16 protein-coding genes are annotated in these 15,697 nt (G+C 73.1%); 11 read left to right on the plus strand and 5 right to left on the minus strand.

Annotation, left to right across the window (positions count from 1 at the left end; all coding sequences use genetic code 11):
- Positions 1-67: 67 nt before the first annotated feature.
- A complete protein-coding gene (locus ACIQWA_RS30510) occupies positions 68-1,456 on the plus strand; it encodes an ALF repeat-containing protein (RefSeq protein ID WP_402487956.1) in 1,389 nt (462 codons plus the stop codon).
- Positions 1,457-1,611: 155 nt separating this feature from the next.
- Here the strand turns inward: ACIQWA_RS30510 and ACIQWA_RS30515 are convergent, their stop codons facing one another.
- Together ACIQWA_RS30515 and ACIQWA_RS30520 are read right to left on the minus strand one after the other, a co-directional pair.
- On the minus strand, positions 1,612-1,887 hold the full coding sequence (locus tag ACIQWA_RS30515; protein WP_402487958.1) for a hypothetical protein: 276 nt from the start codon (positions 1,885-1,887) through the stop codon (positions 1,612-1,614).
- 3 nt (positions 1,888-1,890) lie between these two features.
- The gene (locus ACIQWA_RS30520) at positions 1,891-2,121 is read right to left on the minus strand and encodes a hypothetical protein (protein WP_402488010.1); all 231 of its coding nucleotides are present in this window, start codon (positions 2,119-2,121) and stop codon (positions 1,891-1,893) included.
- Positions 2,122-2,226: 105 nt separating this feature from the next.
- Here ACIQWA_RS30520 and ACIQWA_RS30525 point away from each other — a divergent pair, with 105 nt between their 5' ends.
- From ACIQWA_RS30525 to ACIQWA_RS30535, 3 genes are all read left to right on the plus strand, one after another.
- Positions 2,227-2,748: a peptidylprolyl isomerase gene (locus ACIQWA_RS30525; protein ID WP_402488012.1), complete on the plus strand. Its 522-nt coding sequence runs from the start codon at positions 2,227-2,229 to the stop codon at positions 2,746-2,748.
- Positions 2,749-3,260: 512 nt separating this feature from the next.
- Positions 3,261-3,692: an Rrf2 family transcriptional regulator gene (locus ACIQWA_RS30530; protein ID WP_402487960.1), complete on the plus strand. Its 432-nt coding sequence runs from the start codon at positions 3,261-3,263 to the stop codon at positions 3,690-3,692.
- Between the two features lie 80 nt (positions 3,693-3,772).
- A complete protein-coding gene (locus ACIQWA_RS30535; RefSeq protein ID WP_402487961.1) occupies positions 3,773-4,525 on the plus strand; it encodes an SDR family NAD(P)-dependent oxidoreductase in 753 nt (250 codons plus the stop codon).
- A gap of 677 nt (positions 4,526-5,202) precedes the next feature.
- On the opposite strand, the gene ACIQWA_RS30540 is transcribed toward ACIQWA_RS30535, so the two are convergent.
- Entirely contained in the window at positions 5,203-5,808 is a 606-nt protein-coding gene (locus ACIQWA_RS30540; RefSeq protein WP_402487963.1) for a TetR/AcrR family transcriptional regulator, read from the minus strand.
- Between the two features lie 196 nt (positions 5,809-6,004).
- Between ACIQWA_RS30540 and ACIQWA_RS30545 the strand changes: the two genes are divergently transcribed.
- Positions 6,005-6,898, plus strand: a complete 894-nt coding sequence (locus ACIQWA_RS30545; protein ID WP_402487965.1) for an SDR family NAD(P)-dependent oxidoreductase — start codon at positions 6,005-6,007, stop codon at positions 6,896-6,898.
- A gap of 145 nt (positions 6,899-7,043) precedes the next feature.
- Here ACIQWA_RS30545 and ACIQWA_RS30550 read toward each other — a convergent pair whose 3' ends face one another.
- The gene (locus ACIQWA_RS30550; RefSeq protein ID WP_402487967.1) at positions 7,044-8,039 is read right to left on the minus strand and encodes an ADP-ribosylglycohydrolase family protein; all 996 of its coding nucleotides are present in this window, start codon (positions 8,037-8,039) and stop codon (positions 7,044-7,046) included.
- A gap of 48 nt (positions 8,040-8,087) precedes the next feature.
- Positions 8,088-8,510 (minus strand): carboxymuconolactone decarboxylase family protein, encoded by a 423-nt coding sequence (locus ACIQWA_RS30555; RefSeq protein ID WP_402487969.1) that lies wholly within the window; start codon positions 8,508-8,510, stop codon positions 8,088-8,090.
- A gap of 359 nt (positions 8,511-8,869) precedes the next feature.
- Here ACIQWA_RS30555 and ACIQWA_RS30560 point away from each other — a divergent pair, with 359 nt between their 5' ends.
- From ACIQWA_RS30560 to ACIQWA_RS30585, 6 genes are all read left to right on the plus strand, one after another.
- On the plus strand, positions 8,870-9,826 hold the full coding sequence (locus ACIQWA_RS30560; protein ID WP_402487971.1) for a hypothetical protein: 957 nt from the start codon (positions 8,870-8,872) through the stop codon (positions 9,824-9,826).
- 62 nt (positions 9,827-9,888) lie between these two features.
- Positions 9,889-10,833: a hypothetical protein gene (locus tag ACIQWA_RS30565; RefSeq protein ID WP_402487973.1), complete on the plus strand. Its 945-nt coding sequence runs from the start codon at positions 9,889-9,891 to the stop codon at positions 10,831-10,833.
- Complete coding sequence (locus tag ACIQWA_RS30570; RefSeq protein WP_402487975.1) at positions 10,830-11,777, plus strand: hypothetical protein; 948 nt, start codon at positions 10,830-10,832, stop codon at positions 11,775-11,777. The genes ACIQWA_RS30565 and ACIQWA_RS30570 overlap by 4 nt, the downstream gene beginning before the upstream one ends.
- Entirely contained in the window at positions 11,774-12,859 is a 1,086-nt protein-coding gene (locus tag ACIQWA_RS30575; RefSeq protein WP_402487976.1) for a hypothetical protein, read from the plus strand. The genes ACIQWA_RS30570 and ACIQWA_RS30575 overlap by 4 nt, the downstream gene beginning before the upstream one ends.
- A gap of 297 nt (positions 12,860-13,156) precedes the next feature.
- Positions 13,157-13,468 carry a hypothetical protein gene (locus tag ACIQWA_RS30580; protein ID WP_360232043.1) on the plus strand — a complete coding sequence of 104 codons (312 nt, stop codon included), beginning with the start codon at positions 13,157-13,159 and terminating at the stop codon, positions 13,466-13,468.
- A 2-nt stretch (positions 13,469-13,470) separates the two neighbouring features.
- Positions 13,471-15,669, plus strand: coding sequence for a DUF6571 family protein (locus ACIQWA_RS30585; RefSeq protein ID WP_402487978.1), 2,199 nt, complete (start codon positions 13,471-13,473; stop codon positions 15,667-15,669).
- The last annotated feature ends 28 nt before the right edge of the window (positions 15,670-15,697 follow it).

Genomic DNA, 15,697 nt, shown 5'->3' on the forward strand with positions numbered 1-15,697 from the left:
ATAGCAAAAAGGGGCCTATGCTGTCGGGCGTTCAAGATCTCTTCACAGGAAATACAGGTCTGCCCGCATGAAGCTGCCCCGGGTGTCCACCGTCGTCGCCGCCGCGGTCCTGGCGCCCGCCGTCCTCTTCCCCTCCTCGGCCTCCGCCGCCGACGCCCCCCGGCCGACCGGGCTCTCCGGTCCCGACACCGCCTCCGGCTCCACGCCGGACGTCACCCCCGGCGACGACGGCGTCAACGGCGGCCCGGGCAACAGCAGCCGCCCCGAGGCCCCCGAGGGGCAGGAGCAGCGCGACCGTGCCGAGATCCAGAAGATCCTGGACGACAAGAACACCGGCCCCGGCGTGCGCGAGGCCGCCCAGCAGGCCCTCAAGGGCAACGCCGCCCAGCTGCGGCACTTCCTGGAGATCGACTTCCCCAAGAACCGCCTGGACGACCTGCGGGTGAAGGTCTCCCAGTACATGAACCGCGGCGGCCCGGCCGTACGCGAGGCCGGCGGCAAGGTGCTGGAGGGCAGCGAGGCGGACCTGCTGAGGTTCCTCTCGGAGGGCCTGCCGGCCGCCCAGGCCGAGGACGCGGACCGCGCCGAGATCCAGAAGATCCTGGCCGACCCGAACACCGGCCGCGGCGTGCGCGAGAAGGGGGAGAAGGCCCTCAAGGGCGGCGCCGCCCAGCTGAGGCACTTCCTGGAGGCCGAGCTGCCCAGGCAGCGCGCCGACGACAACCGGGTCAAGGTCTCCCAGCTGCTCGCCTCCGGCGGCCGCGAGGTGCGCGAGGGCGCCAACAAGGCGATGGACGGCAGCGACGCGGAGGTCGCGAAGTGGCTCGCGGAGGGCTACCCCGCCGCCCAGGCCTCGGACGACCGCGTCGCGCTCTTCGTCGCGCTGTCCGACCAGAACACCGGCCCGCACACCCTCGACGCCGCCAAGAAGGCGCTCGCCGGCACCCCGGCCGACGTCGCCCAGTTCCTGCGCGACCTGCCCAAGCTGCGCGCCTCCGACAACCGCGTCAAGGTCTCGCAGCTGATGGAGACCGGCGGCCCGGCCGTGCGCGCGGCGGCCGGCACGGCGATGGAGGGCAGCGACGCCGACATCGCCAAGTTCCTCGCCGAGGGCTGGGCCACGGCCCGCGCCGCGGACGAGGCCGCCGCCGGCAAGCCGGCGGACAAGCCCGCCGACAAGCCGGCCGAGAAGCCGGGCGACAAGCCCGCCGGGCAGCAGGACCAGGGCGCCCAGCAGCCGCAGACCGTCCAGCCGGCCGCCCTGACCGGGACCGGCACCACGGGCACCGGCACCACGGGTACCGGCACCACGGGTACCGGCGCCGCCGCCGCCACCGGCGCGCTCGCCGCCACCGGCACCGAGGGCCTGGGCTGGGAGGCGGGCGGCGCCGCCGCGGCCCTCGCCGCGGGCGCGGCGCTGGTCGCGCTCTCGCGCCGCCGCTCCGCCGAGAGCTGACGCACCGAGAGCTGACAGGCCGAGGGCTGACACGCGCAGGGCCGACGCCCGCTCGTGTCCCCGGCCGCCGTGCCCACCACGGCGGCCGGGGACACGCCGCGTCCGGCCCCCACTCAGTGCCCCCGGCTCAGCGCCCCGGGCTCGGCGCCTCCGGCTCAGTACCCGTGTTCGGCGAACTTCTTCGCGAGCTGCTCGCGCCAGCGCGCCGCGTTGCTGCCGTCCAGCTGCCCCTCGAAGGTCCGGCGGGCGGCCGCCACCAGCTCCTCGACCGTTTCCGGGCCGGTGCGGTGGCCGGTCGCGGCGTCGTACACCGCCCACAGCGCCTCCTCGGTCGGGTCGTCCAGACCCAGGCAGGTCGCCACCCCGCGCCCGGCCAGGGCCTCGGCCAGCCCCACCTCGAAGGTCCGTCGCAGTTGCTGTCCGTCCGTCACGCCTCAGCTCCCGTCCCCGCCGCTCTCGCCGCTGCTGTTCCGGCCCAGGAGCCACCGCTCCCGCTGCTGCCGCCGCCGACGGCGCTGCTCCGCGCCGCGCAGCAGGTCGCCCGCGCCGAGCGTCACCGCCGCCACCGCGCGCACCCAGCCCGGCCCGCCGCGCGCGGCCCACACTATGCACCCGCACCCGGCGAGCACCAGCACCAGCACCCCGACCAGCACCGCTCCGACCACCACGGCGCCACCTCCACTTCCCCTACCGGTTCGGCCACGAATCCTCCCATGTGCCAGGATGCCCACCCGAACACCGAACAGGACCGACGAAGAATGGAGACACCCGTGGCCAACGCCCGGTTCGCCACCCTGCACACCACGGCGGGCCCGATCCGGCTGGAACTGTTCCCGTTCCACGCGCCGAAGACGGTCCGCAACTTCGTCGAACTCGCCGAGGGCACCCGGGAGTACACCGACCCGCGCACCGGGGAGCCGGGCAGCGGCCCGTACTACGACGGCACGACCTTCCACCGGGTGATCAAGGGCTTCATGATCCAGGGCGGCGACCCGACCGGCACCGGCACCGGCGGGCCCGGCTACGCCTTCCCGGACGAGTTCCACCCGGAGCTGTTCTTCACCCGCCCGTACCTGCTGGCGATGGCCAACTCCGGCCCGGGGACGAACGGTTCGCAGTTCTTCATCACGGTGGGCACCCCCACCCACCTCAACCGCAAGCACACCATCTTCGGCCAGGTCGCCGACGCCGCCTCCAAGGCCGTGGTGGACGCGATCGCCGCCGCCCCCACCGACGGCGATCGCCCGGCGCAGGCCGTGGTGATCGACTCGGTCGAGATCACCCACGCCTGACCCCGGCGGGGCCGCAGGCCCACCCGCGAAGCCGCCCGCCGAGCACCCCTGCCGCCGCCCGGCGAAGTACGGTCGGCGGCAGGGGAGTTGACGGCGGGCGGCGCCCAGCAGCCGCCCGCCGAGCGCCCGCCGAGCGCCCGCCGAGCGCCCGCCGGGCCCCGCCTGCCGGCGGCACCCGCCACAGCCTGGGGCCGCCCACCCTGCCTCTGAGCCAGGGCCACGAGCACCCGGCCCCTCGGGGTCTCCGGGCCGGCCTGGAAGATCCTCGTTCGCGCTTCTCGGCAATCGCCAGGACTGCCACTGCCCCCACGTTCAACGAAACCACGTCCCCCTCTCCTGCCGCCGTCGGCCAGGTCGCGACCGGCTCCGTTCATGAGCAGTGCTGCCTGACGACTGCGCTTCACCACGCCCCGGGGACGGTTCCGGGCGCGGTCCGAACGGGACGTCCCGGAGGGACTTGCCGGGTCCTGTTGTAACTATTACTGTTGCTTCAAGGCAGAGGGAGGTGCGGCGTGAGCGCCAACAGCAGACTGACGATCGCGGCACACGCCCTGACCTGGATCGGGCTTTATCAGCGCCGTGGCCATGAGGTTGCCACCTCCGAGCAGATCGCCACGAGCGTCAACACCAATCCGGTGGTGATCCGCCGCTTGCTGGCCGAACTGCGCAAGGCCGGACTGGTCGACTCGCGGCGAGGCGCGGGGGCCGGCTGGATGCTCTCGCGAGACCTGGCGGACATCACCCTTCTCGATGTCTACGAGGCGGTCGAGGTGGGGCCGATCTTCGCCCTGCATCGCTCGACCCCCGACCCGGAGTGCGTCGTGGGTCACGGCATCGGGCCGGCGATGACCGCTGTCTACGACGAGATCGAAGCGGCCCTCCGTAAGGAACTGGCGAGAACGACACTGGAAGACGTCCTGCGGGACGTACTCACGGCAACCTGATCCGACCGCTCCCCTGTGCGGGGATGTTTCTCCGCCCATAAATGTAACAAAGATGGTTACCTCTAGGACTGGAGAACGACATGGGACTGCTGGAGCACAAGACCGCCCTGGTGACCGGTGCCTCGACCGGCATCGGCCTCGCCACCGCCCGCCGGTTCGCCGCAGAGGGGGCGACGGTCTACCTCACCGGCCGCCGCAAGGCCGAACTGGACGCTGCCGTCGCACTGGTCGGCCCGCGCGGCATCGGCATCCAGGGCGACGCGTCGAATCTGGACGACCTCGACCGGCTGTTCGCCGAGATCACCGAGCGCAGCGGCCGGCTGGACATCGTCCTGGCCAACGCCGGCGTCGGGGACTACGGCCCACTGGGTGAGATCACCGAAGAGGACTACGAGCGCACCACCTCCATCAACTTCAAGGGCACCGTCTTCACCGTCCAAAAGGCCCTGCCGCTGCTGTCGGCCGGAGCCTCGGTGATCCTGCTCTCCTCCAGCGCCGCGCTACGAGCGGCTCCGGGCCTCGGCGTCTACGCCGCCACAAAGGCCGCGATCCGGAGCCTGGCTCGTACCTGGGCTGCCGAGCTGGCCGATCGCGGGATCCGGGTCAACGCCCTGACTCCCGGCCCCGTCGAGACCCCCGGGGCCGACGAGCTGCGGGCCGCCATGCCGCAAGGTGGGCGGTCCGCGGTGGCCGGGCATGCCGCACCGACCCCCCTCGGTCGCGTCGGCCGACCCGAGGAGGTCGCCGCCACCGCGCTCTACCTCGCGGCCGACCAGAGCTCGTTCACCACCGGTTCCGAACTCCTCGTCGACGGCGGCGCAACCCAACTCTGACGCAGCCTCGGCGACTCGCGGCCCTGTGACGACGCCCCGGCGGCCGCCCGAGCGGCAGCCCCTGCAGGCCGGAGGACCGTGGACAGGTCCCTTGGACAGCGCGGTCCGACCCGAAGTGCTGCTGACCGACGCGGCGGCTCCGGAGCCCTGACGCTCCATCCCAGGCCAACGCTCCGAGGGTGGGGAGATCGAGTGAGCAGGTCTGTCCCGCACCCCGAGCATGGGGTGGGGATTCTCAACGAGCCTCATCACCGTGGCCAGAGCAAGGAAGAACCCGGTGCAGGAGCGTCGCCGCTCGGTGTTGCGGCGAAGCTTGCCGAAGTTGTTCATCCACGAGTTCGTGCGCTCGACCACCCAGCGGCCGTCGGTCTGGACCGGCGTCCCCGCAGAGTCCGAGGCTGAGCCGGACGCCGGCTACGACTACCAGCCCGTACACGGCCACGCGTCAGCAGGCGCGGCACGAGGACACCACCCGAGACCGGGCGTGTGGTCGCGAACGTTCACGCCGACGGGCACCGTGACCACGGGTATCCCGTGACCGCCAGTCAGCTGGGATTGCTCGGTGTCCTGCTCGCCCCGGTCCACAGGAGACTTCCCCGCGCACTGTCCGCCCGAGGGCGCCTTGATGATGCACCCGTCCGCGACCAGGTCCTCAGGCAAGGATCCCCATCAGGGTCTCAAGTCCGGATGGCCAGGGCGAGGAGAGTATCGACCGCGACTTCCAAGGGGCGCGTGCTCCGTTGAACCTGGGCGAGCAGCAGTCCGCCTTGCAGGGTGGCGAGCATGGTGGTGGCCAGGGCGTCCGGGTCGATGCCGGGTGCGAGCTTCCCGTCGGCGTGGAGCGACGTGAGTCCTTCGCTGATGGCAGCTGACCACTGCTCGAATCCGGCGGCGATGAGGGCTCGGGACTCGGGGTCGCTCTCGGCGAGTTGGCCGCCGAGCGAGCCGAGTGGGCAGCCTCCCTTGGCCTGGCCGTGCTTCACCCCGGCGATCAGCATGTCCCGCCAGGCTGCGATTCCGTCTTCGCTGCCGAGCGCCTGCCGATTGTGAGCGACGAGAGTGTCGGCCTGGTAGTCGATGACCGCCTGCAGGAGCTCGTTCTTGTCGGGAAAGTAGTGGTAGAGCTGCGAGCCGCTGACCTCCGCTGCCCCCTTGACGTCTTCCAGGGTGGTACCCGCGACCCCGCGCTCGTGGATCAAGGCCGCAGCCCCCTCCACGATTCGGCCCCGGACGCGCTCGCCCTTCGCGGTGAGCCGCGGCCGATTGTTCGTCTTGTTCGCCATGCACCCATGGTAGCGATTCTGAGTTTGACAGCCCAGTCTGGGCCGGGTCAGACTGAGTTGCACAACCCACTTTGAAGGCCACGTGACTCGCCGACGCAGCACCGGCCCCCGCGAAGCGGCATGAGCCGTTCAACCTGATCGGCCCCGCAGAAGATGAGAGGGAATCCCGATGAGCACACTCCCGGGAAAGACCGTGATGATCACGGGCGCCAACGGCGGGATCGGCAAGGACGTGGCCCGGCAACTGGCCCTGCGACCGGAGACGACCCGCATCTACTTGGCCTGCCGCAACCGAGACCGGGCGACAACGGCAAAGGCCGAGCTCGAAGCCGCCACCGGCCGACGAATCTTCGACATCGTCGTCATGGACGTCGCCGATCTGGGCTCGGTCCGCGCCGGCCTTGCCGCCGTCGACGGAAACGTCGACGCACTGGTCATGAACGCCGGCGTCATCGGCCCGAGATCGATGGAGTTGACCGCTGACGGGGTCACCAATGTGTTCGCGACGAATGTTCTCGGCCACGTCGTCCTCCTCGAAGGACTCCTGGCCGAGGGACGGCTCGGCGAGGTCGCGGTCCTCGCCGGAAGTGAAGCAGCCAGGGGACTTCCGATGCTGCGGATGAAGCGGCCGTCCTTCGCCTCAACCTCTGCCGACGAACTCGCCACCGTCATCGACGGCAGATTCTTCGCCGACGGAAAGACCGACTTCAACCTCGCCTTCGGGCAGGCCAAGTACATCGGGGCCCTCTGGATGGCCTACCTGGCCCGCCGGCACCCCGACCGCCGCTTCATCACCGTGAGCCCCGGCGCCACCACCGGCACCCAAGCCGCCAACAACATCGCCCTACCGCTGCGCATGGCGTCCAAGTACGTCCTGCCCGCCCTGGGGATCTCCCACAAGCTCGAGGTCGGCGCGAAGCGACTGGTCGACGGCGTCACCGACCCGACCCTGGCCAGCGGGGTGTTCTACGCCAGCGCGGCCAACAAGCTGAAGGGCCCCCTGGTCAACCAGGCGGACATCTTCCCCGACCTGGCCAACCCGTCGTTTCAGGACCACGCCAACGAGGCCATCCACCGCTTCATCGTCTAGGCGTCGGCCCGTAGACGTGGGCAAACGACGGAGAGGACGGCACGACGGAGACGGGATTGATGATCATGGAATTGTCTTCGTCCCGCCGGCGGCGGACCGGTGTCACCGTGGTCGTCCCCGCCCGGCCCCCGCCCGGCCCGGGGGCTCAGCCCGCGCGCCGTACCGGGCTCTCGTCCTCGGCCCCGGCCACCCACTCCGGCAGCGGCTCGCGCCGGGCGAGCCAGCCGGCGGCCTCCCCGCCCAGGCCGGTGCGGGCGGCGACCACGCCGCCGGTGATGGCGCAGGTGGTGTCCACATCGCCCAGGCCCTCGGCGGTGGTCCACAGGGCGTCGGTGAGGCTGTCGAGGTGGTGGGCGGCCGACCACAGGGCGAAGGGCACGGTGTCGCCGGCCCGCACCCGCTGCCCGTTGCCCAGCAGGTCCGCCGCGCGCCAGGGCTCGGTGTCCGGGGCGAGTTCGGCGGCCCGGGCCAGGCCCTCGCGCACCGGGCCGGCCGGGGTGCGCCCGGCCACCTCGGCGAGGAAGTCGGCCCCGGCCGGTGCTGGTGCCGGAGCCGGAGCCGGAGCCGGTGCCGGTGCCGGTGCCGGAGCCCCGGCGCCCCCGCGTCCGCGCGCGGCCAGCGCGGCCGCCAGCGCCACGGCCACCGCGCCGGCGATCCCCTCGGGGTGGGCGTGCGTCACCTCGGCCGACAGCGCGGCCTGTTCCGCGGCCTCGTCCAGGTCCGCGTGGAACCAGGCGCCCAGCGGCGCCACCCGCATCGCCGCACCGTTGCCCAGGCTGCCCTGCCCGTCGAACAGCCTGCGCGACTCCTCGCGCCACGCCGACGGCCGCCCGGCCAGCCGGGGCAGCAGCAGGCTCATGCCGTTGCCGTAACCGCGGTAGGCGTCGGCCAGGTACGTCGCCCCGAAGGCCTGGGCCAGGCGCTCCTGGTGCACCGCCTCGTACGCGGTGAGGATCCCGTACACCGACAGCGCCATCGCCGTGTCGTCGGTCCAGTGCCACGGGGTCTCCGGCGGCACCTGCCGGGCCCGGATCTGTGCGAACGCCACCTTCGGTGTGCGGAAGAGCGGGAACCACCGCTCGCCGAAGCCGTCCCCGAGCGCCAGGCCCTCCAACGCGTCACGTGCTGCCGAATACGTCATGGCCGCATGATCGCACCGGCCGCGCCCCGGCGGTGCGGTGGTCCGGCGTCAGTTCGCCGTGACCGGGAGGAGGCCGCGCTCGCCGAAGACCTTCTTGGCGACGAAGGTCGCGTTCAGCGCCCTGGGGAACCCGCAGTACACGGCCGAGTGCAGCAGCGCCTCGGTGATCTCCACGGGGGTGAGGCCGACGTTGAGCGAGGCGTTGATGTGGACCTCCAGCTGCGGCTCGCAGCCGCCGAGCGCGGTGAGCATCCCCAGGGTCACCAACTGCCGGTCGCGCGGGGCGAGTTCGGGGCGGCTGTAGACGTCGCCGAAGCCCCAGGCGACGACCTGGTGGGCCAGCTCCGGGCTGATGTCGGCCAGCGCGTCCACCACCCGCTGCCCGCCCTCCCCGTCGACCCGGGTGAGCACCTCCATGCCCCGCTCGAACCGCTCCTGCCGCTGCCCGGCCCCCTGCTCCGCAACACCCATGGCGCCTGTCCTCTCCTCGTACCCGTTCCCGTGCCGCGGCCCCGGCCGACCGGCCCTGACCACGGAAGGAACCGTAGGACTTGGAGCGCACTCCAACTCAAGGCCGGGCCGGAACCGCCGCCCGCGGCACCCGGACGCACGACACCCCGGCAGGGCGCCTGTTGCGGTTGGGTCACGGAGTGTCCGATTCATCGGGCATTGCACGGGAGTGCGGTGATTGATTTTGTTGGCGAGAAGGTCATCGGACTCTCATAATCCCTGCTGAGACGCGTGATGGCCGGTCCGGGAAAGCCGTGGGGGAGCGGATTGCGACGGTGGCCCACGTGCGACATTCCGATCATTCCCATGGGGGGAGTCCTTTGCCCGCGCCCGAGAACGAGAGCGCCGCGTTCACCGACCCGCCGCCGGTCGTCGTAGCGCAGCCGGCCGTCGTAGCGCCCGAGCCCGCAGCCGCGCCGGAAGCGGCTGCCGTGCCCGAGCCCACGCCTGCGCCCGAGCCCGCGCCTGCGCCCGAGCCCGCCGACCCGGCCCCGGCGGCCCCGGCCCCGCGCCGGTTGCCGCGCGCCGTCGGGGTCGCGCTGGCCACCGCCGGACTGCTCGCCGTCACGGCGGCCAGCGCCGCGGTGACCGTCGCCGTCGGCAAGCCGGACGGCCACCCGGCCGCCGCGCCCGCACCGCGTGCCACCGCCACCGCCACCGCCCCGGCGAGCGGCGGCCCGAGCGCCGCCGCGAGCGCCACGCCCTCCGCCGTACCCGTCCCGGTGCCGACGGCCGTCCCGACCGAGCCCGCCCCGGCGAGCACCGTCAAGGGCACCGTCAGCGGCGGCAAGCACGACGGCGACCTGCGCTACTTCCTGCTCCCGATCCCGGCCGGCGGCGAGTCCTACGGGCCCGCCGACGGGATGGCGATGACCCGTGACGACGTCTCCGAGATGTTCGGCAAGCCGGACGACATCGACACCATCCTCAGCCGCCTCGGCTACCGGGACGGCGCCACCCGCACCTACCGCACCGCCGACGGCACCGCCGAAGTCACCGTCACCCTGCTGCACTTCGGCTCCGCCGACCTGGCGAGCCGGTTCGTCCAGGGCTACACCGTCAAGTCGCAGGAACCGATCGACATCGACGGCGACCCCAACGCCCACGGCTTCCGCCGCAAGCCCAAGAACGAGGCCTACACCGGCTCGATGACCGGCATCTCCAGCCAGGGCGACGTCCAGTACACCGTCGACGTCGAGGTCAAGGGCACGCCGGACAAGGCGCTGCTGAACGACCTGATGAAGCGCCAGCGCGAGTGGCTCGCCTCCGGCGGCTGAGCCCGCGCCCGCGCGATCGCCCCACGACGTCCTCCCGCCCCTCCTCCTCAGGAGTCGCTTCCGTGACCACCGAACCCGAGCAGCCGCCGTCCGCGGCCGACGAACCGTCCGACCCGTCCGCGTCGGGCGCGTCGGCCGAACCGCCGACGCCGCCGCTGCCGCCCGTACCGCCCGTACCACCGGTGCCCCAGGTCCCGCCGGTGCCCCCCGTCCCGGCGCCGTCCCCCTGGTCGGCCCAGGCATCGGCGCACCAGGCGCCGGTCGTCGAGGAGTTCGCCCCTACGGCGGACGTCCACGCCGACTACCTGTCGGCCGGCCCCGAGACCGCCCCGCGCCCCCCGCGCCGCCCCCGCCCGGTGCTGCTGTCCGTCTGCGCCCTGGTCGTGGGCGTGCTGGCCGGCGGCGGCGTCGGCTACGCGATCCAGGCCCAGCGCCCGCCCACGCCGCTGCCCCCGCTCCAGGTCGCCCTGCCCGCCTACCCGGCCGAGACGGTCGACCCCGCCGCCCTCGCCGCCGCCCAGCCCCCGCCGCCCGCCATCGAGGGCGACCTGACCAAGCTGCTGATCAGCGCCCCCGACGGCAGCACCGCCTGGGGCGACTACCCGGACAAGCCCGGCTGGATGTCGATCGGCGAACTCGCCGAACGCAAGGGCGACGCGGCCGTCGTCTTCAAGGACCTCGCCACGTCCGGCTTCCGGCGCGCCGCCGAGGTGGACTGGATGAAGGACGACGTCCGCTACCGGGTCACGCTCACCCAGTACACGCCCGAGCACATCGACGAGGCCGCGGCCTTCCACGGGCAGACCTTCGCCGACGACACCGACGGCGGCTACCGGGTGGACCCCGAACCCAGGCACTGGTCCGACACCAAGGACCAGTACTACTACGGCCACGCCGCCGCCCAGCGCGGCACGGTGCTGATGACCGTCGAGGTGTTCAGCCCCAAGCCGGTGGAATCCGGGGACCTCAAGGCCCTCGCCAAGCAGCAGTGGGAGCGGCTGGCATGACCGACGACTCCGTGACCGACGACTCCGTGGCCGCCGTGCCGGCCACCCCGGCCGAGCCGCACACCCCGGCCGCCCCGGCCGAGCCACTCATCCCGGCCACCCCGGCCACCCCGGCTACCCCGGCAACTCCGGCCACCCCGGCCGAGCGGACCCCCGCGGCCACCGAACCGGCCGCGCCCGCAGGCCAGTCGGCCCCCGCGCCGAACCCCGCCCCGCGCCGCCTGCTGCGCGCGGGCGCCGCCACCGTCGCCGCCGCCCTGGTCGGCGTGGTCATCGGCGTCGGCATCATCAAGACCCAGTACGACGACCCCGCCCCGGTCGCCGCCGCCGGCCCCACCGGCACCCCCGCCCCGACCGCCACCCCCACGCCCTTCGGCGCCAAGTCCAACGGCAGCCACTTCGGCTCGCTGCGCGACCTGCTGCTGCCCGTCCCGGCCGGCTACGCACCGGGCCCCGACGAGGGCGGCTACGGCAACGACACCGAACTCGGCGCCGGACAGCTGACCGACGAGATGGACGCCGAGCTCCAGCAGGTCCCCAAGGACAAGCGCGACAAGCTCCGCTCCTACTGGCAGGGCCTGCACGTCAAGGGCACCGGCGTGCGGACCTACCGCAACGACGACGGCAACCTGGTGATCGGCCTGCGGCTGCGCCAGTTCAACCAGCAGGAGGTGCAACGGATCAACGAGTACACCGCGGTGTTCACCGGCGACACCGGCATCTTCCGCTCCGGCCCGCAGATCCCCGGCCACCCCGAGGCGCACTGCTACCTGATGCCCGCGCCGCCGTCCGCGCCGATCGACTACCTGGAGTGCTCGGCCGCCGAGGGCGACCTCCTGGTGATCATGAGCGCCGAGGGCGTGGCACCGCTGCCCAAGGACAGGATCGTGGCCCTCTTCACCATGCAGCTCGACCGCCTCGCCAGCCCCGGAGCCTCCGTATGACCGACGACCACGCCGCCACCCCGCAGCCCGGGCCGCAGTCCGCCCCGGAGTTCGCCCCGGCGCTCGACGCCGACCCGGCCCCCGCCCCCGCCCCGCCGCCGGCCGCCGAGGAGCAGGCCCTCGCGGCACGGGCCGCCGAGGAGCAGGCCGCCCACCGCGCCCGCCGCCGCAAGGCCGCGGTGCGCTGGGGCTGCGCCGTCCTGGTGTTCGCCCTGGCCGGCACCGGCACCGCGCTGGCCGTCACCGCGCCCGAGCGTACCGACATCCCCGGCCTGGCCACCGCCGGCGACGGCCGCTACACCTTCCCGCCGCTGGCCCTGCCGCCGCTGCCCTCGGGCAAGGCCGCGCCCAACCTCAAGGACAAGAGCAAGGACAAGAGCACCGCCGTGCACCTGGCGGACCTGCGGTACCTGCTGCTGCCCGCGCCCAAGGAGGCCGGCGGCTCGGTGAACCCGCCGGTCTTCCCGGCCCCGACGGTCCCGACGGGTTCGGCCTCCGCGAGCCCGAGCGCCTCCGACACCCCGTCCGGCACCCCGTCCGACGCCCCGTCCGACGCCCCGTCCGGCACCTCCTCGGCCTCCGCGAGCCCGAGCGCCTCCGGCACGGCGTCGGCGGCCCCCGACGGGGCGGCCCCGGCGAACTGGGTGTCCTGCGACGCGCTGCTCGGCGACCTGCAGAACCCGGCCCGGATGCGCACCCTGCTGCGGCAGAACGTGTGCCGCGCGGCCACCGTCCGGGAGTGGACCGCCTCCGACGGCACCAGCACCCGGATCCGGCTGATGCGCTTCGGCACCTCCGCCGAGGCCTGGGACACCTTCTCCCGGACGCGCTCGGAGATCCAGCTCAAGGCCGCGCCCGACGCGCGGACCGCGACCTCCTCGGCCGACGGCGAGCTGCCGGACGGTGTCGAGGTGACCCGCAAGGAGTCCCGGGAGACCGCGGGCAAGGACGTGCCGACGACCCGGCTGGCGTTGGTGTCGGCCTCCGACGTGGTGGCCGTGATCACCATGACCAACCCGCGCGGCGTGCCCGCCGCGGCCTTCCGCCAGGTGGTCGACCTCCAGTCCGACCTGCTCGCCTGAGCGCTGCGCCCACCCGAGGGCCCCGCACCCCCCGCGCAACGGGCGGGTGCGGGGCCCTCGGCCCGTCACGGTACGGGCGGCCCGGCCGGCCCCGGGCCGCTCCGCCGGCCCCGGACCGTTCCACCGGCCCCGGCCCGGCCGGTGTGCCGTACCCGAACGGCCCGCCGGGCGCCGGGCGGTGACAGAACGGTGACGAATCCCTGATGAATCCCTTGCGAAAACCGGCGCTCCGCGGACTTACGATCATCGGCGCCCGGTGACCACACCGCCGGGTCACCACACATGGGGGAACGACGGATGAGCACACCGGCACCGGGCGGGTTCGGAGTCAACCACGCCGCGCTGGACAAGGCGCACGCCACGCTGACCAACCTGGCCCACGACTGCCCGGGCGCGGGCGCGGTCGCCGACGACGCCACCGGGACGGCGGTCGGCGCCCTCAAGAACTGGGACAGCGCCGGGGCGTTGAAGGACTCGCTGGACGAGTGGCACCAGCAGGTCAAGGCGCTGACCGGGCGGCTGAACGCCAACGCCGCCGCGATGCAGAGCACCAGCGCCAACTACCGCAGTACCAACCTGTCCATCGCCCAGTCCCTCCAGGTGCAGTGACCATGCTCGGATACGAAGACGTCATCAACGCCAACCCGGACGCGCTGACCTCGGCCGCCACCCAGTGGCGCGCGATGGCCACCCGCTTCCACACCATGCAGACCACCATGGAGCAGGACGTCCTGGGCGGAAGCGGCAACGGCGGCGGCATCGGCGGCAACGGCCTGTTCACCCCGGGCGGCTCCGGCCTGCCGGGCAGCGGCGGCCCCTGGTGGACGGGCGGCACCGCGAACCTGGCCAACGCGGCGCTGCTGGCCACCAAGGGCCAGATCGTCGACGCCCAGACCGAGGCCAACGCGATGGCCTCGCTGCTCGACGAGGCGCACGCCGACTTCGCCGCCGCGCAGAAGCAGACCCGCGACGCCGCCGACGGCGCCGTCAAGGACGGCTTCAAGGTGACCGGCACCGGCACCGCCGTGTTCGACGAGAGCACCCTCGACCCGGCCACCCGCCAGGCCCTGCACCACGACCCGGAGGCCCGGCAGTCCTACCAGGACGCGGCCGACAAGTGGACCAAGGCGATCGCGGCCGGCATCCAGGCCGCCACCCGCGCCGACCAGCGCATCGCCGCCGCCCTGCGCGGCGCCTCCAAGGCCGGCAACCCGCTGGACACCACCTTCAACGGCCAGGCCGTGGGCGGCGGCGACGCCGGTGACGCCCAGCGTGCCGCCGACCTGGCCACCCACCTGAACGACCTGACCCCGGAGCAACTGGTCCAGCTGCAGGACCTGATGAAGGACAAGGCCGACCACCCCGCCTTCTCCCAAGGCCTGTTGGACCGGCTCGGCCCGGACGGCATGCTCAAGCTCGCCGGGAAGCTGAGCAGCCCCGGCGGCGACCGCAAGGCCGCCTACACCGACCTCCAGGGCGGCCTCACCCACGCGCTGGCCTCCGCCACCCAGGACACCAACACCGACTTCTACCGGCGCTGGCGCGCGGGCATGGCCAAGGTCGGCTGCGACGGGGACCACAACTACGGCTCCAACACCGACCCGGTGTACGGGTACCAGGTCCTCACCACGCTGATGACCAAGGGCGACGCCACGTACTCGGCCGGGATGCTCGGCGACCTGGCCGACGACATCACCGCCGCGGAGAAGAAGACCCCCGACGCGTGGTCCTACAAGGCCAACCACAACGGCACCGCGCTGGGCGCCGACCCGCTGGACAACGTGCTCGCCGTGATGGGCCGCGAGCCGGACGCCGCCACCGCCTACCTGGACCCCAACTCCGGCGGCGGCAACCAGCACCTGCACTACCTGCTCAAGGACCGCAAGTGGCCCGAGGGCTGGGTCAGTTCGATGGCCGGCCCGTTCAAGACGCCCGACCCGCTGTCGCAGAGCGGCCTGGGCGCGGCGCTGGAGGCCGCCACCACCGGCCAGCCGGCCGGCGCCCCGCACACCGGGCACCACACCGAGGCCCAGGCCCGGATCATGCACGACACCGTCACCACCCTGGACGAGGGCCAGGGCGGCAACAAGGTCAACGCCAACCTGCGCCAGCCGCTGGCCAACGCGCTGGCCGACTACACCAACGACAGCCACGAGATCTTCAACGGCCGCAACTCCCAGTACCTGGACCACGGCAGCACGGTGTGGACCGACGCGAACGGCACCGTGCACATGGGCGTCGGCGAGGACAGCCTGGTGCGGGTGATGCGCGGACTGTCCGACAACCCCGACGCCTACGCCACCCTGCACCAGGCCGAGAGCGCGAAGATCGCCCAGGAGCTGTCCTCGATCGGGCCCCACCCCTCGCAGAACGACGTCCAGGACGTGATGAACAAGGGCGCCGCCGGCCTGGGCGTCTACGACGCGATCCGCGCCGACGTCGCCATGGGCCAGCGCGACGACGCCAACCTCCAGGCCGACTGGAAGGCCAAGGTCGCCTACCACGTGGTCGGCGCCCCGCTCACCCCCATCCCGTGGGTCGGCGACAGCGCCCAGCGCCTGGTCGACACCTGGGCCTGGGAGTGGGACAACCAGATGAAGGACCACAACAACAGCGTCGCCAACGCCAAGATCTCCGACACCTACCTGGACGCCAACAACGAGATGACCCACCTGGTCAGCGGCTGGGCCAAGGACCGCGGCATGGACCCGGACAGCAGCATGATCCACGTCGTCGAGGACGCCTCCCACGACCGCCGCTCCACCAGCGCCACCACCGCCGGCCACTTCCTGGGCCGCGGCAACTCCTGACGCAGCGTCAACTGTGGTGCGGCCGCCG

The sequence above is a fragment of the Kitasatospora sp. NPDC098652 genome (assembly GCF_044760155.1).
Lineage (GTDB): Bacteria > Actinomycetota > Actinomycetes > Streptomycetales > Streptomycetaceae > Kitasatospora.